The following is a 22,867-nucleotide window of genomic DNA, read 5'->3' as shown; positions in this document are numbered from 1 at the left end:
TTCAGTATTTAGGAGCTTCACCGTGACTCAGCACCCCGAAACGACCAAGAACGGCAAGACGAGCGAGGGCGCCGCGAAGACCGTGGACGTGCTGCCCCGAGCAGTAGACCTGTCCGACGAGGTGCTCGACTCGGTCAAAACCGGACAGCAGGCTGCGATCGCGGCCATCCGCAAGTTCGTCGACACCGTCGACAAGGCGCTTCCCGAGGCGGTACATCCGCTGCGTGAGACGCTCGTCGACGGCGCTCTCGAATTGGCCGACGAGCTCGTCACGACGCAGTACGAGTTTCTGCGCAGCGTCGTTCGCAGCGCGGACCGGACGTTGAACAAGCCTCACGACTCGGAGGGCTGAGCAACGGGATTGCCGAGATATCCTCGCTCACAAACATTTTCACGTTGGTCCTGACAACCGAGGCGCACATTTCGCCGTGGGTCGGCAGGAGAATGTGGCCTCAGCTCGGGTTGTTACGGGCGCGGGCGCGGCGCACGGCTTCGTCGATCATGCGTTGAGCCACGTCCGCCAACTTACGGTGTTCGGACTGGCTGATGGCCCGTAGCTGTGCGAAGGCCTCCTCGTCGTTGCGCCCGGTGCGTCCGCGGATCAGGCCGATAGCCTGGTCGATCACCGGCCGAGTCGCCAGCGCGGTCTGCAACTGGGCGGACAGCGCCCTAGCCTGCGCGAGGACCTGGGCGTTGTGCACCGCTACGGCGGCGGGCTTGGCGAACAGTTCGCCGAGTTCGGCAGCGTGCGCGTCGAAGGCGTCTTTGCCGTGGGCGTAGACGTTGATCGCCCCGACAACCTGATCGCGCACTAGTAGCGGCAGTGACAGCGCGCTGTGCACTCCGAGCCGGCCCACCCGTGGGCCGAACCGCGGCCACGTGGCCTCCCCACCCAAGGACCCGGACCGTACCGTGCGCCGTTCGCGTGCCGCTGTGATGCAGGGCCCTTCCTGCAGGGTCACGTACTGAATCTCGTCGATCTCGGCGACGAACGGCGCGCTCGCGGCCAGCGCCTGGACCATATTCTCTCCCCGGTGGACCCGCAGCAAAGTCACCCCGGCTCCCTCAGCACCTGGGATCGCGTGAACGGCGAAAGTCGCAACCTCAGCGAGCAATTCGGGCAGTCCCAGACCTTCCGACACCAGACCGGCGAGGTCGTCGATCCCGGCCCGCAGGTCTGCGGCGTCGGCTCGAGCCCGCTCAGGGGTCAGCGACCCGCTCGGTGAGCTGGGGTTATCCTCGGTCAGTCTGGTCATACGCGGTACCCGGCTCACAACCTAGGCCAGCTGTAGCCCGCCACACTGAGGCACCAGTGGCGTTGCAGCACAGCACTTTATGGACCGTCGGAGATCCACTGTCGAGCCTGCTCGACGTGGTCGGCCGGGAAATGCCTGACCTCCGCTGAGACGAAATGCGACGCCAAGTGTTCGGCGGCGTCCCCCATGTGGGAGTCGGTCACCACCGCAACCTTCTTGATGTGCTTCTGGTGGTCGCGGATGAAGCGGAAATGGGCCACCATCGAGCCGAAGCTGTCCCAGCCGGGAAAGGCCTGCGCGTTGATGATCAGGCCGGCAAGATCGCCGTGGGCCTCTATCTCGGGGTCAATCGCCTTGGCCATCTGATCGAAGTCGTCCTTGTCGAGCGAGGACTCCGGGCGCACCGTGAGGATGGAACTCGCCTTGTCCAGGTCGTACGTGATCATCCCGGCGATGTTCCGCCCACAATCCCGGATGGATAAGGGTCCAAGGTCACCGAGTCGTGGGCAGTGCGGACGGCTCCACCGGCAGAAGTCGTCACGCCTGACACCGTCGACCCCCGTCCGGCAGCACTTCAACACCGAGTGGTCCGTCATCAACAGCGTCGCGGAAACCCGATGCGGCACAACAGCTAAAAGAGCGACCAACCGCAAGCCCCGCTGTGGGCGTCCCCCGCCACGCGAACCAGCAGATACGCCACGCCATTTTCCGCCGGGACCTGCGGCCGTGTTGTCGATGTGGTGACCTTCGGCCCTGTCTGCGGGTGTCCCCCCGTGCGAAGTTGACAGGTGTGGAAAAGGCGTTGTCGGGCAACGGCACTCGAGGATCTTGGCCCCACTGCATGCGGGAGCCAGGATCCGACCGCATTTGCGCGTCGCGAAGGGATAGATCATGAGCATGCCCAAATACGTCCGCTTCTTCGAGGAGTTCGGCATCGCCGACGTGCCGTTGGTGGGCGGCAAGAACGCCTCGCTGGGCGAGATGTACCAAAAGCTGGCCGGGCAGGGTGTGCGCATCCCGAACGGTTTCGCCATCACCGCCGAGGCGTATCGCTACATGCTGGATGCCGCCGGCGCCTGGGAACCGCTGCATGCCGAACTCGACGAGCTCGACCCGACCGACGTCACCGCGCTGGCACGCAAGGCCAAACGTGCCCGGGAGATCGTCTACGGCGCCGGGCTCCCCGATGACCTGGCCACCGAGATCGTCGAGGCCTACCGCAGGCTCCAAGACGAGTACGGGGACGAGGTCAGTCTGGCGGTGCGGTCCTCGGCGACCGCCGAGGACCTGCCGACCGCGAGCTTCGCCGGCCAGCAGGACACCTATCTCAACGTCAAGGGCGAAGAGAGCCTCCTCGATGCGTGCCGCCGGTGTTTCGCGAGCTTGTTCACCGATCGCGCCATTCACTACCGCCTAGATCAGGGTTTCGACCAGTTCAAGGTCTCGCTGTCGATCGGCGTGATGAAAATGGTGCGCTCCGACCTGGCCTCGTCGGGGGTGATGTTCTCCCTGGACACCGAATCGGGCTTTCGCGACGTGGTGTTCGTGACTGGCGCATACGGTCTCGGCGAGAATGTGGTTCAGGGCGCGGTCGACCCCGACGAGTTCTATGTGCACAAGCCGACCTACCTGGCCGGGCATCGCGCGGTGTTGCGTCGCCTGCTCGGCGACAAGGCGGTGAAGATGATCTTCGTCGAGGGGCAGACGAAGTACACCACGCGCAACATTCCCACCCCCAAAGCCGACCGCGCCCGATTCTGCCTCTCCGATGACGACGTCCTGGAACTGGCCGGCTATGCGTGCACGATCGAGGGGCACTACGGGCACCCCATGGACATGGAGTGGGCCAAGGACGGCCTGGACGGAAAGCTCTACATCGTGCAGGCCCGGCCGGAGACGGTGGCCTCCCAGCGCAGCATGACCGCGCTGGAGAGCTACGTGCTCGAGGGCCGGGGCGAGATCCTCGCCGAGGGCCGCTCTGTTGGGGAGAGGATCGCCTCCGGCACCGCAAGGCGGATCGAGAACGTCACGCATCTGGCGCAGTTCCAGCCGGGCGAGGTCCTGATCGCCGACACCACCACTCCCGACTGGGAGCCGGTGATGAAGACCGCCGCCGCCATCGTCACCAACCGGGGCGGGCGCACCTGCCACGCCTCGATCATCGCCCGGGAACTCGGCATCCCGGCCGTGGTGGGCGCAGGCGACGCGACCACGTCCGTCCCCGACGGCACCGTTGTGACGGTGTCGTGCGCCGAGGGTGACTCGGGCCGCGTTTACCGCGGCGCGCTGGCCTTCCGTGTGGATAGCACCGAAGTGGGGGACATGCCGCGGCCGCGCACCGAGATCATGATCAACCTGGGGAACCCCGACCTCGCCTTCAAGACGTCCTTCCTGCCCAACGATGGGGTGGGACTGGCGCGGATGGAATTCATCATCAGCGAATACATCAGAGTCCACCCGATGGCCCTGCTGCACCCGGAGAAGGTCGACGACGCCGAGGCCCGCCGCACCATCGACCGGCTCACCCAGGGTTATCCCGACGGGGCTGCCTTCTTTGCCGAGCGCCTCTCCGAAGGGATCGGCACGATTGCGGCCGCCTTCTGGCCGAAGCCCGTCGTGGTGCGGATGTCGGACTTCAAGACCAATGAGTACGCCAGCCTGGTCGGCGGAGCGAGCTTCGAACCCTCCGAAAGCAATCCGATGCTGGGTTTCCGTGGCGCCTCGCGCTACGCCCACCCCGCGTACGCCGAGGGCTTCGCGCTGGAGTGCCGCGCGATGCGGCGGGTCCGCGAGGAGATGGGCCTGACCAACGTCGTGCTCATGCTGCCGTTCGTCCGCAGGGTCGCCGAGGCGGACCTGGTTCTGGCGACGATGGCCGAGCTCGGTCTGCGCCGCGGCGAGAACGGGCTCAAGGTGTACGCGATGTGCGAGATCCCCAACAACGTGATCCTGATCGACGAGTTCGCCAAACGCTTCGACGGATTCTCCATCGGTTCCAACGATCTGACTCAGCTCACCCTCGGTGTCGACCGAGACAGCGAGATCGTGGCGTTCGACTACGACGAACGCGACGAAGGAGTCATGGAGATGATCCGCCTGGCCGTGGAGGGCTGCCGCCGCAACGGTATCCACTCGGGTCTGTGTGGTCAGGCGCCGTCGGACTATCCCGACATGGCCGAGTTCCTGGTCCGCCTCGGTATCGATTCGATCAGCCTCAATCCTGACACGGTGGTGAGGACCACCGGCCAGTTGCTGCAGCTCGAGCAACAGCTTGCGCACTCGTCATGAACGCCGCCGAATTCCGTTGCGGCCCATCGCCAATTTGTTGAGGAGCTGAGCAGTGAAGTTGCCGGTCACTGTCGACCCCCGCTATCACGACGCGGTGATCTTCGACCTCGATGGTGCGCTGATCGACGACCCGAGACTGTTCGGGGCGATGGTCGAACTGGCGCGCAAGCTGCGCGGCGGCGGCGTCGCAACGGCGGCCCACGGGTCCAACCCGCGCTTTCAGGACGTGTTGAAAGCAGCCGGGGTAGATGATCTGTTCGATGTCTGCATCGACAGTCTGGAGGGCGCCACACGCCGCCTCGGGGTCAGTCCACAACGTGCGGCCGTCGTGGGGGACACCGACGCCGGGGTGACCGCGGCTCACGATGGCGGATTCGCACTTGTTATCGGCCTCGACGGAACCGGGGACCCCGACACGCTGGTGCGGTGCGGAGCCGATGTCGTGCTGGCAGACCTTGCCGACGTCGCGGTTCGGGCAGGGGACAAGCGCATCTCCGACCTCCCGAATGCGCTGGAAGCCTACGGTCAGCTCATCGGTGTCATCATTGCCCGGCAGTCGGTGTTGTTTCTCGACTACGACGGAACATTGGCCCCGATCGTGTCCGATCCCGCCGCAGCCGAGCTCGTCGAGGGAGGGGCCGAGGCGCTGAAACTCGTCTCCGCGGTGTGCCCCGTGGCGGTCCTGAGCGGCCGCGACCTCGCCGACATCCGCGACCGGGTGGGCATACCCGGCATCTGGTACGCCGGCAGCCATGGGTTCGAGCTGATCGGACCCGACGGCACGTACCACCAGAACGAGGCGGCCGCTGCGGCCGTGGCCGCCCTGCAGAACGCAGCCGACGAGCTACGCGCAACCCTGGCGCACATTCCCGGTGTACGAGTGGAGCACAAGCGCTTCGCCGTGGCGGTGCATTACCGCGAGGTCGCCCCTGAACACGTCGGCGAGATCGTCGCCGCGACGCACCGGCTCGGACAGCACGATGATCTACGGGTCACCAGCGGGCGCATGCTCGTCGAGCTGCGACCGGACATCGACTGGGACAAAGGAACCACGCTGGCCTGGATCCTCGACCGAATCGATGGGTCCGACTCCCTGCTGCCGATCTACATCGGCGACGATATGACCGACGAAGATGCTTTCGATGCAGTGCAATTCGACGGTATCGGGATCGTCGTGGGGCACGACGAGGACGGCGACCGCAAGACCGCTGCTCATTTCACCCTGGCCGGTCCCGATCAGGTGCGTGCGTTCATCGAGCGCGGGTCTCGGTGGCTGGCCTACAAGAATCACGCGTCGGGCGAGGCCTGGGACTTCACCTTCGAGGGATATGACCCGCAGAGCGAAAAGCTCCGGGAGGCGTTGTGCACAGTGGGGAACGGCTATTTCGCCACCCGGGGTGCTGCGCCCGAGTCGAAAGCCGGGCAGGTGCACTACCCGGGCACCTATGCCGCGGGGGTGTACAACCGTCTCGTCGACGACATATCGGGCGAGACGATCGACAACGAGAGTCTGGTGAACCTGCCCAACTGGCTGGCGCTGACCTTCCGGATCGACGACGGCAGTTGGTTCGACATCGACGCGGTCACGGTGCTGTCCTACCGGCAGACCCTGGATCTTCGCGGCGCGGTTCTGACGCGCGAGGTCCGTTTCACCGATGACGCAGGCCGCATGAGCGCACTGACACAACAACGGTTCATCGCGATGCACATGCCGCACGTTGGTGCGCTCGCGACGACGATCGTCGCCGAGAATTGGTCAGGGGTGATCGAGGTTCGCTCGACGCTGGACGGCAATGTCCGCAACGCGTTGGTCGAGCGTTATCGCGACTTGGCCGACGCTCATCTCGAAATGCTGGAGAAGCGCGAAATCTCAGGCAATTCAGTGCTTTTGGCGGTGCAGACGAACCAGTCTCGGATTCCCATCGCAATGGCGGCGCGTAGCACCGTCTGGCGCGACGGCGAGCCCGTGCCGGCTGCCTATCAGCCATTCGACAACGACGCAGAAATCGGCCACGACATCTCCGTGCGGCTGTCAGTCGGTGAGTCGGTGACGGTGGAGAAGGTGGTAACCCTCTATACGGGGCGCGACGTCGCGATATCCGAACCCAGCGTCGACGCCCAACGCCGGCTGAGCCAGATCGGCCGGTTCGCGGATCTACTCGACGGGCACCTGACCGAGTGGGTGCATCTGTGGGAGCGGCTGTCCATCGAGTTCGATGACTTCACCGACGAATTGCGAATCTTGCGACTGCATCTGCTGCATCTGCTGCAGACGGTGTCGCCGAACAGTTCCGATCTCGACGTCGGGGTGCCGGCGCGCGGACTGCACGGCGAGGCGTATCGCGGCCACATCTTCTGGGACGAGCTTTTTATCTTCCCCGTGCTCAACCTGCGGCTGCCGATGATCACCCGTTCCCTGTTGCGATACCGCTACCGGAGACTGCCGGAGGCCAGGCACGCCGCTGCGGCGGCCGGTTATGCCGGCGCGATGTTTCCGTGGCAGTCGGGCAGCGATGGGCGCGAGGAAAGCCCACTGCTGCACCTGAATCCGCGCAGCGGCCGGTGGAACCCGGACTCGAGCGCTCGCGCGCACCACATCGGAATCGCCGTTGCCTACAACGCGTGGAAGTTCTACCAGGCCACCGGCGATCTCGCGTATCTGATCGACTACGGCGCGGAGATGCTGGCGGAGATCGCACGCTTCTTCGTCAGCAGAGCAAGCTACGACGAGGAGCGGGACCGCTACAGCATCCGGGGCGTGATCGGGCCGGACGAATTCCACTCCGGCTATCCGAATGCGCCGTACGACGGCATCGACAACAACGCGTACACCAACGTGATGGCGGTGTGGGTGATCATGCGGGCCTTCGACGCGCTGAATCTGCTGCCCCTGCCGAACCGCCTCGACCTGAGGGAGACGCTGGGACTGCACAGTGCCGAATTGGCAAACTGGGAGCAGGTGAGCCGCCGGATGTTCGTCCCGTTCCACTCTGCCCCGAGCACCGGGTCGGAGCCCGGTGGGGATGTCATCAGTCAGTTCGAAGGCTACGGCGATCTCAAGGAGCTGGATTGGGACGCCTACCGCGAGAAGTACGGCAACATTCAGCGCCTCGACCGCATCTTGGAGGCCGAGGACGACGATGTCAATCGCTACCAGGCGTCCAAGCAGGCCGATGCGTTGATGCTGCTCTATCTCATGTCGTCAGACGAGTTGCGGGAGATACTCGACCGGCTCGGCTACCGCTTCACGCGCGAGCAGATCCCGAAGACGGTCGACTACTACATCGCCCGCACATCGCACGGGTCGACGCTCAGTGGTGTGGTCCACAGCTGGGTGCTGGCCCGGGGGAATCGTGATCGCGCCATGGAGTTCTTCCAACAGGTTCTGACGTCCGACGTTTCCGACATCCAGGGTGGCACCACGTCCGAGGGCATTCACCTCGCAGCGATGGCCGGCAGCGTCGACCTGATGCAGCGGTGCTTCACCGGGCTGGAGACCCGTTCGGGCCGCATCATTCTGTCCCCGCACTGGCCGGAGACACTGGGCGTGCTGGCAGTTCCGATCCACTATCGCGGCCTACATCTGCACCTTCGGGTCAGCGGCAAGGGTGTGATCATCAGCGTGGATCCGCGCGACACCGGCCGAGTCGACGTGGAATGCCATGGTCGCGTCGTCGCGCTCACGCCGGGAACCACCGTCCGATTCCCCGGCTGAGCGTCGGCGTTGCCGTCACCCAATCTCTTCAGGGCGTCGGTCACGGTGGCGGCTGCGCGGGCTGCCCGGTGTCGGTGCCTAGTAGTTCCTTCTTTGCCTGCGCCAGTTCGGTTTTGACGGCGGCATCGACCTGGGGATAGTGCGGGTTGAGGTCCCGCAGGGTCTCCAGCAGCACCGCGGAGGTCGACAAGTGGCTGAACCACTTGTGGTCTGCGGGAATCACATGCCAGGGCGCCCAGGCGGTGCTGGTGTGGCTGAGCATGTCGCCGAACGCCTTCTGGTACTGGTCCCAGAAGCGGCGCTCCCGGAGATCGTCAGCTGAGAACTTCCAGTTCTTCTCTGGCTCCTCGATGCGTGCCAGGAACCGGCGCTCCTGTTCTCCCTTGGACAGGTTGAGGAACACCTTGACGATGATCGTCCCGTTGTCGGTGAGGTAGCGCTCCCACTCGTTGATATCGCGATACCGCCGCTGCCAGAGGTCCTTTGAGTCGAGCACTGCGGTGCGGGGCCACAACAACTCCGGGTGCACGCGGGTGATGAGCACGTTCTCATAGTGGGACCGGTTGAACACCGCGATGCGTCCCAGTTCCGGCAGCGCGGCTTGGTGGCGCCATAGATAGTCGTGGGCCTGCTCGGCCGCTGAGGGCGCTTTGAAGCTGTGTATATCGACCCCCTCGGGGTTCAGACCGCTCATCACGTGCTTGATCGTGCCGTCTTTACCGGCCGCATCGATGCCTTGAAGGACAATCAGCAGCGACCGATCGGCTTGGGCGAAGAAGCGGTCCTGCAGATCCAGCAGCGCCGCTTCTGCCTCAGCGAGGGCAGCGATGCCGCCATCCTTTCCCAGTTTCTCGTCGCGGCGGCCGGGATCGAAGTGCTTCATCAGATCCACCGTCGACCCGGGCGTGACTCGAGTGGGCGCTGCCAACGTTGTCCACTGCACCGACATCGTCGCCTCCTGGTGATGTCAGATATCCGTTTTCCAGCGAGCGCCGTCACCCCTGACCGATGACGACGCGTCTTTCATCCTGGCCTTCAAGGGTTTTCGCTGGATCGAGGATGCGATAGGCGGCGAGTTTCACACGGTCGCTGATGAGGAACCACACCAGAGCGTATGCCCAGACTACGGCCGCCCACCCCCAGCCGAGCGGGGTCATGAACAGCCCGTAGACGGCGATGAGTGTGGCGATGGCCTGCGTGCCGAAGACGGCGAGCAGCAGGATGCGCGCGGGCCGGATGGACCAGAACGGTCCGCGGGTTCGGGTCAGGAAGATCGTGAGGTGCCCGGCGACGGAGAGCATGAGATACATCAGAGTCTGCACGCGCTGAGGGCCGAGGTAGAAAACGCGGTCACCGAGGTAGAACAGGCCGAACGCGGCGATCGGCCCGAGGACGCCCAGCACGGTGGCGATTCCCAGCACCATCCGCATGTTCCATGCCTCAGGCTCATTGCGGTAGTGCACCCTGTCGTAGGCGATGGACAGGATCGCGCCGTCGTTGAGCAGTGCGAGCATCACGATCATGATCGCGGTCAGCGGGTAGAAGTTGAACACCAGGATCGCGACTGTCATGAACAGCAACACCCGCAGGGTTTCGGCGATGCGGTAGATCGCGTAGCTGTTCATCCGCTGAAAGATCTTGCGGCTCTCTTTGATTGCGTCGATGATCACCGACAGACCCGGGGTCAGCAGCACGATGTCCGCGGCCGCCCGCGCAGCGTCGGTGGCCCCTGACACGGCGATGCCGCAGTCCGCCTTCTTCAATGCGGGAGCGTCATTGACCCCGTCGCCGGTCATCCCCACGATATGGCCACGCTTCTGCAGTACATCGACGATGTGGTATTTGTGCTCGGGGAAGACCTGCGCGAAACCGTCGGCGGTCTCGATCGATTTGCCCACCGCCGCCGACTCGTCCTTCTTCGTATCGCCCAGGCCGGTGGCGTCGAGGATGTCGGTGCCCAGACCGATCTTCGCGGCCGTCTCCTTGGCGATTGCCAGCGCATCCCCGGTCACCATCTTGACGGTGACGCCCATCGCGGCCGCGGTGGAGATCGTGGCTGCGGCATCGTCGCGCGGCGGGTCGAACAGCGGTAGCACACCGGTGAACTGCCAGTCGCCGTCGCCGTCGGCGCGGGCCACGCCCAGCGACCGGAAACCGCGTTCGGCGAAATCGTTGACCGCCTTATCGGCGGCCGGCGTGATCTGCGCGGCGTTGCCAACCAGTGCCAGGATGACCTGCGGGGCGCCCTTGGTGACCCGGAATGTGGTCCCGTCGGCGGTTGTGACGGCGGCCTCGGTGCGTTTGTGCACCGGGTCGAACGGTGCGAAATGAGTGATCGTGTAAGAGTTTAAGACTGCGGCGTCTTTGAGTCCGCCGAGAACGGCGCGGTCGATGGGGTCGTCGTTGTCTGAGCGGGAGGCCAGCGCACCGTCGAGGATCACGTCCGCGGGGGTGACGCCGTCGACGGCGAACGGGGTGCCCAACGTCAGGGAGTTCTGGGTCAGGGTGCCGGTCTTGTCCGCGCAGAGCACGTCCACGCCGGCGAGTTCCTCGATGGCCACCAGCCGGCTGACGATGGCCTGTTTTTTGGCAAGCAGGCGCGCGCCGACGGCCATCGTCACCGACAGCACGGTCGGCATCGCCACCGGGATCGCCGCCACGGTCAGCACCAGCGCGAATTGCAGGGTGGTCAGGATGCCGTTATCGCGCAATAGCGACGCCACCACGATGACCGACACCAGCACGACGGCCAGGATGATCAGGGAGTTGCCGATCTTGAGCACGGCCCGTTGGAAGTGGCTGACCGTGTGCGCGTCCTGAACCAGTTCAGCGGTTTTGCCGAAGTAGGTGCCGGCGCCGGTGGCATAGACCAGCGCGCCGATCTCGCCTTGCCGGACGATCGACCCGGAGAACACCGCCTCACCGGCCCCGCGGGTGGCGGCCAGCGATTCGCCGGTCAGCGCGGACTGGTCGACCTCGATCTCGTCACCATCCAGCAGTCGGGCGTCGGCCGGGACGATGTCACCGAGCCGCAGCCGGATCACATCACCGGGCACCAACTCCCGCGACGGGGTGGTTATCCACACACCGTCGCGGATCACGCGGGCATTGACCGCCAGCTTGGCCTTCAGCGCGTCAATGGCGTTGCCGGCCTGACGTTCCTCGGTGTATCCGACCACCCCGTTGGCCATCAGCAGCACCAGGATGATGAAGAAATCCGGCCAGTGCCCCACCGCACCCGACAACACGACGGCAATCTCGATCATCCACGGGATCGGACCCCAGAAGTAGCTCAGGAACTTCAACAACGGGTTGGTCTTGTGTTCGGCGATCTCGTTGGGTCCGTACTTTTCCAACCGCTTCACGGCGTTGGCTGCGCTCAGCCCATCGGGGGAGTAACCGAGTCGATTCTCGACCTCGGCCAGTGGCGCCGACTTCAGGTCGGCAGCAGGCGTATCAGCGGTCATTGTGTAATCGGCAGGCCGGAACGCCACGGGCGCTGAAGGCAGGCGGAGCGTTCACGGTGCATCCCAAATGGTGGTGTCATCACCGAGTGGTCCGGTGCGACAGGCTGCTCACAAAGCGCAGCGGCGGACAGCAAACCGTCCGGGACTGGCTGATGTGCTCAACCATGGCCGACGCTACACGCCGCGGGCGCAGTCTACTGAGCAAGTTCCTGGGAAGCCGCTGGATGCCCGCGGCAACAACCCAGGCGAGCGCTCGATGGGATCCGACCGACGCGCAAGACGCATCGCGTCAGGTGAGGTCGCGGATCCAGGTGGACTTGGGTGGGTGATTTCCGATTCGCGGAACATGTGTAGCCCAATGCTTCTGGGGCTCAACATGATGCACTGGCGATCCGCGCCGAGGAGAGCCGAGAGTCGACTGATCGGTTCGGCTGCGGTGACCGACGAGCGGCGGTTATGGAGGGGGTGTAGCGTTGCGGGTGGCTGGGAATGTCAGCTGGTCCGGGATGAGTTCGGCCGTCCGCCGCAGAACTCAGGAGCATTGGCTCCGAACCGTGACATGCCGGTGATCGCACAGACGTCCGGATCACCATGATTTCTTCACTCATTTCTGCACACGATTCCTCTCCTCGATCACGCTGCGGCTCGCCGGCCTATTCGAGGGGTGGCCGGCGATGAACTCGTTGATCGCGGTACTCGCTACCCTCGCTGTCCTGTTCGTGCTGGGCGCCGCCATGTCGGTGCGCATCGTCAAGCAGTACGAAAATGGCGTGCTGTTCCGGCTGGGTCGCGTCGTGGGGGAACGCAGACCGGGTCTGCGGCTGATCATCCCGTTCGTCGATGTGCTGCATCGGATCTCGCTGCGGATCGTGACGATGCCGATCCAGTCCCAGGGCATCATCACCCGGGACAACGTCAGTGTCGATGTGTCGGCCGTGGCCTACTTCAAGGTTGTCGACGCGGTGAAGTCGGTGGTGGCGATCGAGAATGTCCACTCCGCGATCGATCAGATCGCACAAACGACGTTGCGTAAGGTCGTCGGTCAGCACACTCTGGACGAGACGCTTTCGGAGACCGACAAGATCAACCTCGACATCCAGGACATCCTCGACGTCACCACGATCGAGTGGGGTGTGCAGGTCACCCTGGTCGAGCTCAAGGACATCCAACTGCCCGACAGCATGAAGCGTGCGATGGCGCGCCAGGCGGAGGCGGAGCGGGAGAAGCGCGCGAAAATCATCAACGCCGAAGGCGAATCGCTGGCAGCTGCGGCTCTCGGTGACGCCTCGGACACCATGATGGCGCACCCGCTGGCGCTGCAGCTGCGCAATTTGCAGACCCTGGTCGAGCTCGGTGTGGACAAGAACACCACCGTCGTGTTTCCGGCGCCGTTGATGTCGACCATCGCCGAACTCGGTGCATTTCTGGCCCGAGAGGCATCCGCCGCCGACCGGCCGGAGCCGCAGCCACCCATCCCGGTCCCGACTCCCGTTGACACGGTGGCCAACGGGGCGTCCAGTGCAGGGGGCCGGTCGTGAGCATCGTGATTCAGTTCCTTTCGCTGTTCGCCTACAGCATCTGGCGGGCGCGCCGTGCCAAACGGGACAGGCCGGCGATCGCGCCGGACAGGTGTGCGCCCCCCAGAGCAGCAGCCATCGAGCCCGAAGATGCCCCCGATCAGTGGCTCGCCTGGACCGCGCTGGACGACCGTCAGCTAGTCCGGCTGCTGAGCGACGAGGCACCGTGAAGCAGATCAACGGCGAACCGGACAGTTGCGCAATGATATTGAGAGAGGAACACCGATCATGAAGGCGCTTGTGTATCACGGTCCCGGTAGCCGTGCGTGGGAAGAAGTTCCCGATGCCGACATTCACGAACCAACGGACGCGGTGGTACGCGTCGACACTGCCACGATCTGCGGTACGGATCTGCACATTCTCGGCGGCGATGTACCGGAGGTAGCCCCCGGCCGGATCCTCGGCCACGAGGCAGTCGGCACGGTCACGGAGGTCGGCTCGTCGGTGCAGAGGCTGGCGATCGGGGATCGAGTGCTGGTTTCCTGCATCTCGTCGTGCGGCAGCTGCCGGTTCTGCCGCGACGGCAGCTACGGCCAATGCCTCGGTGGCGGCGGGTGGATCCTCGGTCACCTGATCGACGGCACTCAGGCCGAATACGTGCGGGTTCCCTTCGCCGACAACTCCACCCACCACGTTCCTGACGGGGTCACCGATGAACAGATGATCGTGCTCGCCGACATCCTGCCGACCGCCTACGAGGTGGGAGTGCTCAACGGCGCGGTCCGTCCCGCTGACGTCGTCGCGATCATCGGTGCGGGACCCATCGGATTGGCCGCGATAATGACTGCGCAACTGTTCAGTCCCAGCCACATCGTGGCGATCGACCTGGCCGAGTCCCGGCTGGAGGCGGCCCGCAAGTTCGGCGCGGACATGGTGGTCAACAGTGGCCGCGACGACCCCGCGGCGGTGATCGGCGAGCTGACCGGGGGACTGGGAGCTGATGTGGTGATGGAGGCTGTCGGGCTTCCGCAAACGTTTGAGCAGGCGGTGCGGTTGGTCCGCCCCGGCGGTCACGTCGCCAATATCGGCGTGCACGGCGCGCCGGCAACCCTGCACCTGGAAGACATCTGGATCAAGAACCTGACCATCACCACCGGCCTGGTCGATACCTATTCCACGCCGACACTCATCGGGCTGGTTGCCAGCCACCGTCTGGACACCACGCCGATGGTGACGCACCGATTCGGTTTCGACGAGTTCGAGGCCGCCTACGACGCCTTCGCCAACGCGGCCGAAACCGGAGCATTGAAGGTTTTAATGACTGCAGCCCGATAGCCCAGGGGGCGGCGGGCCACAAGGCGGGGACAATCGTCATTGCTGATGATGGCCGGGACGGCCGACCATACCCAGAGGCAGGTCTACCGTCGCCGCCGGTGGCGGGCTTACTTGTGCGCGGGGCGCTTCAGCAGGAACTGAAGCCAGCGAACGTCGATCAACATGAGGTTCAACGTATGGGCCAAAATTAAGGTGGCAAGCTTCTAGCGGTAATACGTCGCTAAGAATATTTGCCAGAACGCCATTATTTTCCGGCTGGCCTGCGGTTCCGTGCGGGGGAGTGTGAGGGCTTTGTTTGCGATAACGCTGCTCGACCGTTACTTCCCCGAAACCGTCGGGTGGGCCTGCGCACGGGCCTGTTCGACGTCCGACCAGTAGCTGCGCTCTCGGCCGGTCAGGCCATTGTCGGTGATGGCGCCGAAGGCGGCCGCCTCCCGGGCGAACCGTGCCGCGGCGGCCGGCAGCGCGTCGGGACCCTCCAGTCGAAAGCAACTCGGCGCGAGCGGACCGAACAGCAGCGCGCGCCGCAGGCCCGGCCAATTCTCCAGCTGAGGTTCTACACCCGCCGCGCGGGCAAAAGTGATGGCGGCCAGGTTCATTCGAGTTTTTCGCGGCCCGAGTGAGTGGCACGCGGCGACGGCTTCGCGCTGCCGGGCGTGGTCCGGTGGCACGACCGTGCCGCCCCAGGTGTAGGCGATCCAGCGCGCCTGCAGTTCCAGGGGGACGAAGTATCCGCCCGACTGATCCCACATGCCCATGAAAGCCAGCCCCGGGAGATCGGGGTGGAAGGTATGACGGTCGGTATCGAACTTCCCGGCGTCGACGTTGAGGGTCGCCCGGACATCGCCGGCCAGGAACGGCAGGCTCAGCGTGAATCCCGTTCCGAACACGATGCCGTCGAACTCTTCGGTGTGGCCGTCACCGAACTTCACTGCGGCGCCGTCGACCGACTGCAGCCAGGGCCGGATCGTGATCGCCCCTTCGGCGACGGCGGGTAGGTAGTTCTGGTTGAGCGTCACGCCGGCAGCGAAGAGTGACTCGGCGGGACGCGGAGCACCGTACTGCTCGGGATTGCCTGCGGACTCGACGACGATCTCCTTGAGCTGACGGTCGATCTCGGCGGCCGGCAGAGCCTCGTCGGCCAGCGCCCCATAGCGGGTGAACATCCGGTGGTCCGATGGCACGCCTGCCACGAACTTCGGCAGCACATACCGCTGGCGTCGCTGAGTGACGACCACGCGGTCCGCACCCTCTGCGGCGAGGTCGGCGGCGACCTCCAGGGCGCTGACCGCGCACCCCGCGACCAGCAGGCGCTTCCCGCGATAGGCCGACGGACCGCGGTACTCATACGACGTGATCGCACCGGCGGATCCGGCGAAGGTGTCCAGGCCGGGCACCGACGGGACGAACGCGCAGTGAAACCGCCCGGTGGCGACGACGACTTTGTCGAAGTGCTCGTCGATGCCGTCATGGCTGACGACCCAACGTTGTCCGGCGCGACCAACGGCATCGACCCGCACCCCGAATCGAATCCGGGAGTCCAACTCGAACAGCCGGGCATAACGATGTAAATAGTCGAGAATGTCTGCGCCCGAGGGAAATACGAGATCTCCGTCGAGCGGCAGATCACTGAACGCGGTCAGGATGCGGCTGGTGTTGGTGTGCATACCCGGCCACACCCCGCTTCGGCCGGGCTGCGCGGTCCACTGTCCGCCGAGGCTGGAACCCTGCTCGAAGATCGACGGTTCGAGGCCCTGCGACAGCAGCCACCGCGACACCACCAGCCCGGCTGGACCGGCACCGATTACCGCGACATTCGCCGTCATTGGCCGAAGTCTTCCACGGTCTCGTCGTACGATCCCCTCGATTCACTCCAAGGAAGGCTGACATGGGTGTTGGGTGGCGGATCGCGCGCCTGGCGAGTGTAACTCTGAGCGCTGCGGTCGGGTTGGCAAGTCCGGCGATGGCGACCCCCTCGCCCACGCCAGGCATCGAGGTCGACGACGAAAGCGGCCGCTGCACATCGGGTTTCGCTGCGCAGGATAACGACGGCAACTATTACTTGCTGACCAGCGGGCACTGCGATGCGCACGACGGCTCGGCGTGGACGTACGGCGAAGACGACACTCTGCTGGGGACGATCAGTGCGAGCGAGGTGAATGGCGACAAGCGGGACGCTGCCATCATTCGCCTCGACCCCGGCGTTGGCGCACCCAACGGCGACGTCGGCGGCCGATACTCGGTTCGGGACGTGCTGGGCGCCAGCCAGATTCGTGCCGGTATGCCGTTCTGCAAGGTCGGTGCGGTCACCGGGGAGACCTGCGGTGAAGTCAAGGGCGTCGAGGGCGATGTCGTCGAGGCCAGCGTCTACAGCCTCGAAGGGGACAGCGGCAGCCCGGGCTTCGTCAAGAATCCGGACGGCACCGTCAGCGCGGTCGGCATCTTGATGTCTTCGCCCGACGGCGACGACTACACCACGTACTTCACCCTCGTCCAGCCCTTGCTGACGCCGTGGGGGTTGCAGATCCTGCCGTGATGGTTGAATCGGTGGCGGCTCCTGCAACAGGCGGGATGCCCCTGCGCACCAGGTCTTGAGCGTTGGCGACGACGCGGTCGAGTGGTGCGCGCCGCGGATCCCACCATTCCGCCGCCCTGTTCAACGCACCGAGAACCACACCGTGGACGATTCGTGGCTCTCCTTTCGGTCAGGCCGGCTGGCCGTACACCGCCACCAGAACTGACCGGTCCAGGCTGTTGACCGACCAGACGCCGATCGCGGTGTTGGCGCAGTTCGACATGATCGCGAAAGCGGCCGGGTCGCTGTACCACTGGTTGATGACGTCGAGGTTGTTGATCGCCAGCGCGGGATTGATCGCCACCGTCTGGGTAACCGTTCCCGTGAAACCGGCTGCGGCAGCACGGCTTTGAGGCGTGGAGCCGTCCGATCCCAAATCGCCGTCGAGTGCGCGGTTGGTCAGGACGTCGTTGGCTTGCCACTCGGCGGCCTGCGTCAGTGCGGGGTTCTTCTTGATGTCGGTGGAGCAACCCGCCTGATGCTGGACGGTGTAGACGTTGGCGACCACACCGTTGTTGAGGCGGGTGTTGTCGGCGTGCGCGGCCGGTGCGATGGCCATGGCCAGTACCGTGGTCGCGCCGAGGGCGGTCGCGGTGCGGATCACTCGAGGGAGCACGGGCCGTTCCTTACTAGGTGGACGGCACGTAGCCGGCGGCGGACTGGCGCAGCTGCCAGATGGCGGCGGGACACAGTTCCTGGGCGGATTGGCTGATCAGATATGACGCTTGGAACTCGTCGCCGGTGGAGAAGTCGGTCTTGATGGTGTTGACCAGCCGGCCGTAGCTCACCCCGGCGTTGATCTGATCGCACACGCCGTAGCCGTAGGACAGCGCCGCGTCGGCGTTGGGGAAGTTGTACCCGGGCCGCACGGTGACATTGACGAGGTAGCCGATGTTGTCAGCGTGGGCGGGTTGCGCGGTGGCCAGGACGCCGACGGTGCCCAGCGCGGCCAGGCCGCCCGCGACCAGCAGGCGGGGTGCTGCGGTATGCATGGACATAGTGTGTCGCATAGTTGATCTCCGCAGGTCGGGAACCGCTCACGATCCGCCCAATCCACGTCGACGAATCACCTAGGTGATCTAGGATTCGGCCATGATCCGGCCGACGTACGTGGTGTTGACAGCGTTCGCAGTGGCCCTCGGCGGTGCCGCCGTGGCGGCTCCCATGGCGACCGCCGGGCCGCTGCCGCCGTGCACGTACACCCTCTCGCCACCCGTTGTCGGCCCCGGCGGGGTCACCGCCACTGCCGATCTCGCGGGATGCGGACCGGGCGGCGGCCCCTACTTGGCGGTCGCGTGTCTGCTGGGCGCCGACGGGGTGACGCACTGCACGCAGGCGCACGGTTCGGATCCCGCGGTGATCTCGGTGCCCTACCAGCCGGGCGTCACCTATATCGCGACCGGCCGCGGCTGCCCCGTATGGATGGGACAGAACGTCGCGCCCGATTGTCAGCTCCTCGGCCCGTTCACCGCGACCCTGTAGGAACCACATGTCGATCGACAAGGCCGCGGTGATCGCGGGCAGCATCCGGCTGGCATCCGGAGTGCACTTCCTGGCGGACCCGCTGGGCGCCAACAAGCTGTGGGGTGAGCCCAACGACCCGGGCCCGTCGGCTCGGTTGCTGCTGCGGTCGATGGGCTACCGCGACGCGCTGATCGGCGGACTCCTGCTGTCGGCAGGATTGCGCGGGCGCAATACCCGGGGATGGTTCCTGGCTTCGGGCGGAGCCGACGCTGCCGATTTGCTCGGCGGGACCAGCGTGCACAGTGAACTCACGCGCGGTCAGCAGATCATCGGACTCGGCGGCGCGGTGGTGGGCATCGGAGTCGGTCTCTGGGGTGCCACCCGACGTCGCACGCCGGCGCCGGAGGTCGCTCCGTAGACCCGCGGGCAGCGTTGTCGGTGGCGCTTGCCGCCGCCGCTGTCCTCGTGCAATGCAGTCCGGCCCCTGAGCCGCACCAGGCCGCGCCGTCGTCAGTGGTCGCGCCCATCACCACGGCGCCGGCGGTGCTGCCGGTGACCGTCGCGGACCTCGGGGCCACCTGGCGTCCCGGTTGTCCGGTGGCCCCCGATGAGTTACGTCGCGTCGAGCTGGACTATGTCGGCCTGGACGGGCGAGACCATCGCGGCGTGCTCGTCGTGCACCGAGATGTGGTGGCCGAGGTGATCGCGATCTTCGCCGACCTTCACCGGCAGCGATATCCGATCGCGAAGATGCAAACGCCGCAGCACTATCCGGGGGCGGTCGACGAACTGTCGATGGAGGACAACAACACCTCCGCCTTCAACTGCCGGCCACTGCCCGGCAGCACGACCTGGTCGCTGCATGCCTACGGCCGCGCAATCGATCTCAACCCACTGTTCAATCCGTACCTCGATCGAAACGGTGATCTCGAACCGGCAACCGCGGGAGGATATCTCGATCGTCGCCGCACCGATCCGGGGATTCTGCACGCCGACGACGCGGCGGTGCGCGCTTTCACCGATCGCGGCTGGGCCTGGGGTGGCGACTGGCGCAACCCCGTCGACTATCAACACTTCGAACGCCGCTGAGCCGGGCGCAGGATTATCCAGACTGATTGGGCCGCAACGACTTCGACGCGGTAGCCGTCAGGCGTGCAGCCGGGCCGCCAGCGATTCACCGAAGGCGAGCAACGCGGCCCGTCCGATGTCGAGAATCGCCTCGTCGAACTCGCTGTTGTCCCGGTAGGAGAGCTCCAGCATGCGATCGGCCATCTCCACGGCCACCAGCATTGCTCGCGGGTCGGTGTCGGCGGGGAGCAGGCCGACGCCGACGAGGATGTTGTGCAGCCGGTCGGCGAGGGTGTGCATTCGTGCGTGCACATGTTTGGTCACGGTGGGGGAGGTCCGACCACCCATCCACATCCCGGCCGCGCTCGGATGCCTGCGGTAGTAGTCGACGTGCAGGTCGATCTCGTTGTTGAGCAGATCGGAGATCGAGGTGATCGTCCACGTCTGCTCGGCGGCGACGCACCGGGCGTCGATCTCGGTGCAGTGCCGCTCCATCAGCTCGTCGAAAATCGCGTCGCGGTCGGCGAAGAACCGGTACAGCGAGGGGTACGACACTCCGGCGCGGTCGGCGATCGTGCGGGTGGTTGCGGCGTCAATGCCCTGCTCATCGGCAATGGCGGCGGCCGCGTCGAGGATTCGGGCGACGGTCTGGCGGCTGCGGGCCTGAACCGGCGCCCGCCGCGGAACCGACACGGTGGTCATCGCAACTCCCTCGAACCCTTGACACTGATCCGCAAAACTATAACACTATTCACGTTACAGTTTCTACGCCAGAGGGTGTCCGAATGACCGTGAACTCGCTCAACCAGATCCGCCCGACGCAGCCGCTGCGCGGCCACGTCGATGTACTGATCGTCGGTGCCGGTATCTCCGGTCTCGGGATGGGCCATTATCTGGCCACCATGCAGCCCGGCAAGAGCTTCGCGATCGTCGACAGTCGCGATGCGATCGGCGGCACCTGGGATCTGTTCCGCTATCCGGGCATCCGGTCGGATTCCGACCTGCACACCTTCGGCTACGAGTTCAAGCCGTGGACGTCGGACAATGCGATCGCCGACGCCCACGAGATCCTCGACTACCTGCACGAGGTCGTCGATGAGGACGACTTGGGCCGTCGAATCTATCTGCACCACAAGGTGTTGAAGGCTGACTTCGACTCGGCCACCGCGCAGTGGACGGTCGTCCTCGAGCGTGACGGCGAGCAGTTCGAGGTGACCTGCGACTGGCTGTTCGGCGCCACCGGCTACTACGACTACGCCGGCGGGCACCGACCGCACTTCGAGGGTGAAGAGGACTTCGAGGGACGCATCGTGCATCCGCAGTCCTGGCCGGAAGATCTCGACTACACGGGTAAGAAGGTTGTCGTGATCGGCAGTGGTGCCACCGCGGTGACGTTGATCCCCGCGATGGCCGGCGAGGTCGAACACATCACCATGCTGCAGCGCTCGCCGTCCTATGTGATGCCGTTGCCGCGCAAGGACCCCATCGCCAACTCGCTGCGCAAGGTGCTGCCGGCCAAGGCTGCCTACGCCGCAACGCGTCGCTTCAACATCGGCAAGGGACGGTTCATCTACAACCTGTGCCAGCGCCACCCCAAGCTGGCACGCCGGATCATCCGCTCGTTGAACGTCAAGGCTCTGCCCGAAGGCTTCGAGGTCGACACTCACTTCAACCCCACCTACAACCCCTGGGACCAGCGGTTGTGCGCGGTGCCCGACGCGGACCTGTTCCGCTCGATCGCGCGGGGCAAGGCGTCGGTGGTCACCGACCGCATCGCGCGGTTCACCAAGACCGGGATCCTGCTGGAGTCCGGGACGACGCTCGACGCCGACATCATCGTCACCGCAACAGGTTTGAAGCTGCTTCCGCTCGGCGGAATCCAGGTGTCCGTCGACGGCGAGGTGAAGAACCCGCACGATTCGCTGCTGTACAAGAGCTTCATGATCTCGGACATCCCCAACCTGGCGTTCGCGTTCGGCTACACGAACTCGTCGTGGACGTTGAAGGTCGGCCTGGTGTGCGAGCACCTGTGCCGCCTGATGGCGTACATGGATCGGCATGGTTATACGACGGTGGTTCCCATCGTCGATGACCCGCACATGGACAAGCGCCCGATGCTCGACTTCTCGGCCGGCTACGTGCAGCGGTCGGTCGACCTGTTCCCCCAGCAGGGGTCGTCCGGTCCTTGGACGGTCGAGATGGATTATTGGGCGGATCACGACCGGCTGCGTAAGGGCTCCGTCGAGGATCCGGCGTTGCGGTTCAGCACAGCCGTTGGCGCGGAGGCGGTTTCAGGCCTGGCCCGGGCATGAGTCGCACCGCCTTCGTGGAGGTGGAGGGTCGTCGCACCCGGGTCCGGGTGGACGGTGATCCCGGAAGCCCACCGGTTCTGCTCATCCACGGGATCGGTCGCAGCCTGGAGGATTGGGCGCCGCAGCACGAACGGCTGGCCAAGTCGTACCGGACGATCTCGCTCGACGTGCCCGGTTTCGGCTTCTCCGAGCGCCCGCAAGAAACCATCACCTTGCCGGTGCTGACGGAGGGCGTCACCGCCGCCCTCGATGCGTTGGGGGAGAACAGGCCCGTCCATGTGGTGGGTAACTCGCTCGGCGGCGCCATCGCCCAGCAGCTGCTCGTCGATCAGCCGGAGCGGATCGCGAGCCTGGCTCTGGTCAACAGCGCCGGCTTCGGCAGCGAGGTGACCATGCTGCTGCGGATGCTCACGATGCCGGTACTCGGCCCGATGAGCATCCGGCGACCCACCCGCGCGAGTGCCGTGCTGATGGAGCGTCTGATCCACGGGGACAAGGCAATCGCCACCAAAGAGCGCATCGACCACGCGTTCGCCGTCGGGTCTGTGCCCGGTGCCGGCGAGGTGATGCGCGAGACCGCGCTGGCGCTCGGCACGCCACGCGGGGTGCGTCCAGAGTGGCGCCGTGAGCTCGCCGCGGGCGTGGCCCGGACGCCGCGTCCGACGCTGATCGTCTGGGGCACCCGGGATCGCATCCTGCCCGCACACCACATCCGTACGGCGATGAAGGTATATCCCCACGCCGAGGTCCACCTGCTCAACCGCGTCGGCCACATGCCGCAGCTCGAATGCCCGAAGCGGTTCGCCGACCTGCTGCTGCCATTCCTGGAGCGCGCCAACGCGTGATCTCAGCGCATGCGAGTCGCGTGCT

General features: G+C 65.4%; 20 protein-coding genes. 12 read left to right on the top strand and 8 right to left on the bottom strand.

All coding sequences use genetic code 11. From position 1 onward, the window contains the following. Nucleotides 1-22: 22 nt before the first annotated feature. A complete protein-coding gene (locus CRM90_RS21650; protein ID WP_502693300.1) occupies nt 23-352 on the top strand; it encodes a hypothetical protein in 330 nt (109 codons plus the stop codon). Nucleotides 353-452: 100 nt separating this feature from the next. Here the strand turns inward: CRM90_RS21650 and CRM90_RS21645 are convergent, their stop codons facing one another. Continuing rightward, complete coding sequence (locus CRM90_RS21645) at nt 453-1,256, bottom strand: GAF and ANTAR domain-containing protein (RefSeq protein ID WP_102808988.1); 804 nt, start codon at nt 1,254-1,256, stop codon at nt 453-455. 77 nt (nt 1,257-1,333) lie between these two features. Further along, nucleotides 1,334-1,702, bottom strand: coding sequence for a SpoIIAA family protein (locus tag CRM90_RS21640; protein WP_102808987.1), 369 nt, complete (start codon nt 1,700-1,702; stop codon nt 1,334-1,336). A gap of 445 nt (nt 1,703-2,147) precedes the next feature. Here CRM90_RS21640 and ppsA point away from each other — a divergent pair, with 445 nt between their 5' ends. Then, the gene (ppsA, locus tag CRM90_RS21635; protein WP_102808986.1) at nt 2,148-4,544 is read left to right on the top strand and encodes a phosphoenolpyruvate synthase; all 2,397 of its coding nucleotides are present in this window, start codon (nt 2,148-2,150) and stop codon (nt 4,542-4,544) included. Nucleotides 4,545-4,596: 52 nt separating this feature from the next. Beyond that, nucleotides 4,597-8,259 (top strand): trehalose-phosphatase, encoded by a 3,663-nt coding sequence (gene otsB / locus CRM90_RS21630; protein WP_102808985.1) that lies wholly within the window; start codon nt 4,597-4,599, stop codon nt 8,257-8,259. Between the two features lie 40 nt (nt 8,260-8,299). Here otsB and CRM90_RS21625 read toward each other — a convergent pair whose 3' ends face one another. Both CRM90_RS21625 and CRM90_RS21620 read right to left on the bottom strand, forming a co-directional pair. Then, on the bottom strand, nt 8,300-9,208 hold the full coding sequence (locus tag CRM90_RS21625; protein ID WP_102808984.1) for a PPK2 family polyphosphate kinase: 909 nt from the start codon (nt 9,206-9,208) through the stop codon (nt 8,300-8,302). A gap of 46 nt (nt 9,209-9,254) precedes the next feature. Continuing rightward, complete coding sequence (locus CRM90_RS21620) at nt 9,255-11,726, bottom strand: plasma-membrane proton-efflux P-type ATPase (RefSeq protein ID WP_102808983.1); 2,472 nt, start codon at nt 11,724-11,726, stop codon at nt 9,255-9,257. A 674-nt stretch (nt 11,727-12,400) separates the two neighbouring features. Between CRM90_RS21620 and CRM90_RS21615 the strand changes: the two genes are divergently transcribed. Genes CRM90_RS21615 through CRM90_RS21605 form a run of 3 tightly spaced genes read left to right on the top strand, consistent with a single transcriptional unit; the run spans nt 12,401 to nt 14,578 of the window. Then, complete coding sequence (locus CRM90_RS21615; protein ID WP_102808982.1) at nt 12,401-13,264, top strand: slipin family protein; 864 nt, start codon at nt 12,401-12,403, stop codon at nt 13,262-13,264. Further along, a complete protein-coding gene (locus CRM90_RS21610) occupies nt 13,261-13,473 on the top strand; it encodes a hypothetical protein (RefSeq protein WP_102808981.1) in 213 nt (70 codons plus the stop codon). The genes CRM90_RS21615 and CRM90_RS21610 overlap by 4 nt, the downstream gene beginning before the upstream one ends. A 58-nt stretch (nt 13,474-13,531) precedes the next feature. After that, entirely contained in the window at nt 13,532-14,578 is a 1,047-nt protein-coding gene (locus tag CRM90_RS21605) for a zinc-dependent alcohol dehydrogenase family protein (RefSeq protein WP_102808980.1), read from the top strand. A gap of 317 nt (nt 14,579-14,895) precedes the next feature. On the opposite strand, the gene CRM90_RS21600 is transcribed toward CRM90_RS21605, so the two are convergent. Next, the gene (locus CRM90_RS21600) at nt 14,896-16,404 is read right to left on the bottom strand and encodes a flavin-containing monooxygenase (protein ID WP_102808979.1); all 1,509 of its coding nucleotides are present in this window, start codon (nt 16,402-16,404) and stop codon (nt 14,896-14,898) included. Nucleotides 16,405-16,466: 62 nt separating this feature from the next. Between CRM90_RS21600 and CRM90_RS21595 the strand changes: the two genes are divergently transcribed. Then, on the top strand, nt 16,467-17,114 hold the full coding sequence (locus CRM90_RS21595; protein WP_102808978.1) for a S1 family peptidase: 648 nt from the start codon (nt 16,467-16,469) through the stop codon (nt 17,112-17,114). Between the two features lie 169 nt (nt 17,115-17,283). On the opposite strand, the gene CRM90_RS21590 is transcribed toward CRM90_RS21595, so the two are convergent. Next, a complete protein-coding gene (locus tag CRM90_RS21590) occupies nt 17,284-17,712 on the bottom strand; it encodes a CAP domain-containing protein (RefSeq protein WP_142391417.1) in 429 nt (142 codons plus the stop codon). 70 nt (nt 17,713-17,782) lie between these two features. Then, a complete protein-coding gene (locus tag CRM90_RS21585; protein ID WP_102809004.1) occupies nt 17,783-18,145 on the bottom strand; it encodes a DUF732 domain-containing protein in 363 nt (120 codons plus the stop codon). Between the two features lie 100 nt (nt 18,146-18,245). Here CRM90_RS21585 and CRM90_RS21580 point away from each other — a divergent pair, with 100 nt between their 5' ends. Genes CRM90_RS21580 through CRM90_RS21570 form a run of 3 tightly spaced genes read left to right on the top strand, consistent with a single transcriptional unit; the run spans nt 18,246 to nt 19,706 of the window. Further along, on the top strand, nt 18,246-18,635 hold the full coding sequence (locus tag CRM90_RS21580; RefSeq protein ID WP_102808976.1) for a hypothetical protein: 390 nt from the start codon (nt 18,246-18,248) through the stop codon (nt 18,633-18,635). 7 nt (nt 18,636-18,642) lie between these two features. Next, nucleotides 18,643-19,035 carry a DUF4267 domain-containing protein gene (locus tag CRM90_RS21575; RefSeq protein WP_036339526.1) on the top strand — a complete coding sequence of 131 codons (393 nt, stop codon included), beginning with the start codon at nt 18,643-18,645 and terminating at the stop codon, nt 19,033-19,035. Between the two features lie 20 nt (nt 19,036-19,055). After that, nucleotides 19,056-19,706: a M15 family metallopeptidase gene (locus tag CRM90_RS21570; protein ID WP_102808975.1), complete on the top strand. Its 651-nt coding sequence runs from the start codon at nt 19,056-19,058 to the stop codon at nt 19,704-19,706. A gap of 57 nt (nt 19,707-19,763) precedes the next feature. Here the strand turns inward: CRM90_RS21570 and CRM90_RS21565 are convergent, their stop codons facing one another. After that, entirely contained in the window at nt 19,764-20,387 is a 624-nt protein-coding gene (locus tag CRM90_RS21565) for a TetR/AcrR family transcriptional regulator (protein ID WP_102808974.1), read from the bottom strand. A gap of 83 nt (nt 20,388-20,470) precedes the next feature. On the opposite strand from CRM90_RS21565, the gene CRM90_RS21560 reads away from it, so the two are divergent. Continuing rightward, nucleotides 20,471-21,997 carry a flavin-containing monooxygenase gene (locus CRM90_RS21560; protein ID WP_102808973.1) on the top strand — a complete coding sequence of 509 codons (1,527 nt, stop codon included), beginning with the start codon at nt 20,471-20,473 and terminating at the stop codon, nt 21,995-21,997. Continuing rightward, nucleotides 21,994-22,842 (top strand): alpha/beta fold hydrolase, encoded by an 849-nt coding sequence (locus CRM90_RS21555; RefSeq protein ID WP_102808972.1) that lies wholly within the window; start codon nt 21,994-21,996, stop codon nt 22,840-22,842. The genes CRM90_RS21560 and CRM90_RS21555 overlap by 4 nt, the downstream gene beginning before the upstream one ends. Nucleotides 22,843-22,867 lie beyond the last annotated feature (25 nt).

Source organism: Mycobacterium sp. ENV421 (assembly GCF_002887815.1).
In the GTDB taxonomy this organism is placed as follows: domain Bacteria; phylum Actinomycetota; class Actinomycetes; order Mycobacteriales; family Mycobacteriaceae; genus Mycobacterium.
Note: the sequence above shows the minus strand (reverse complement) of the source record. Positions and strands in the feature narration are given on the sequence as shown.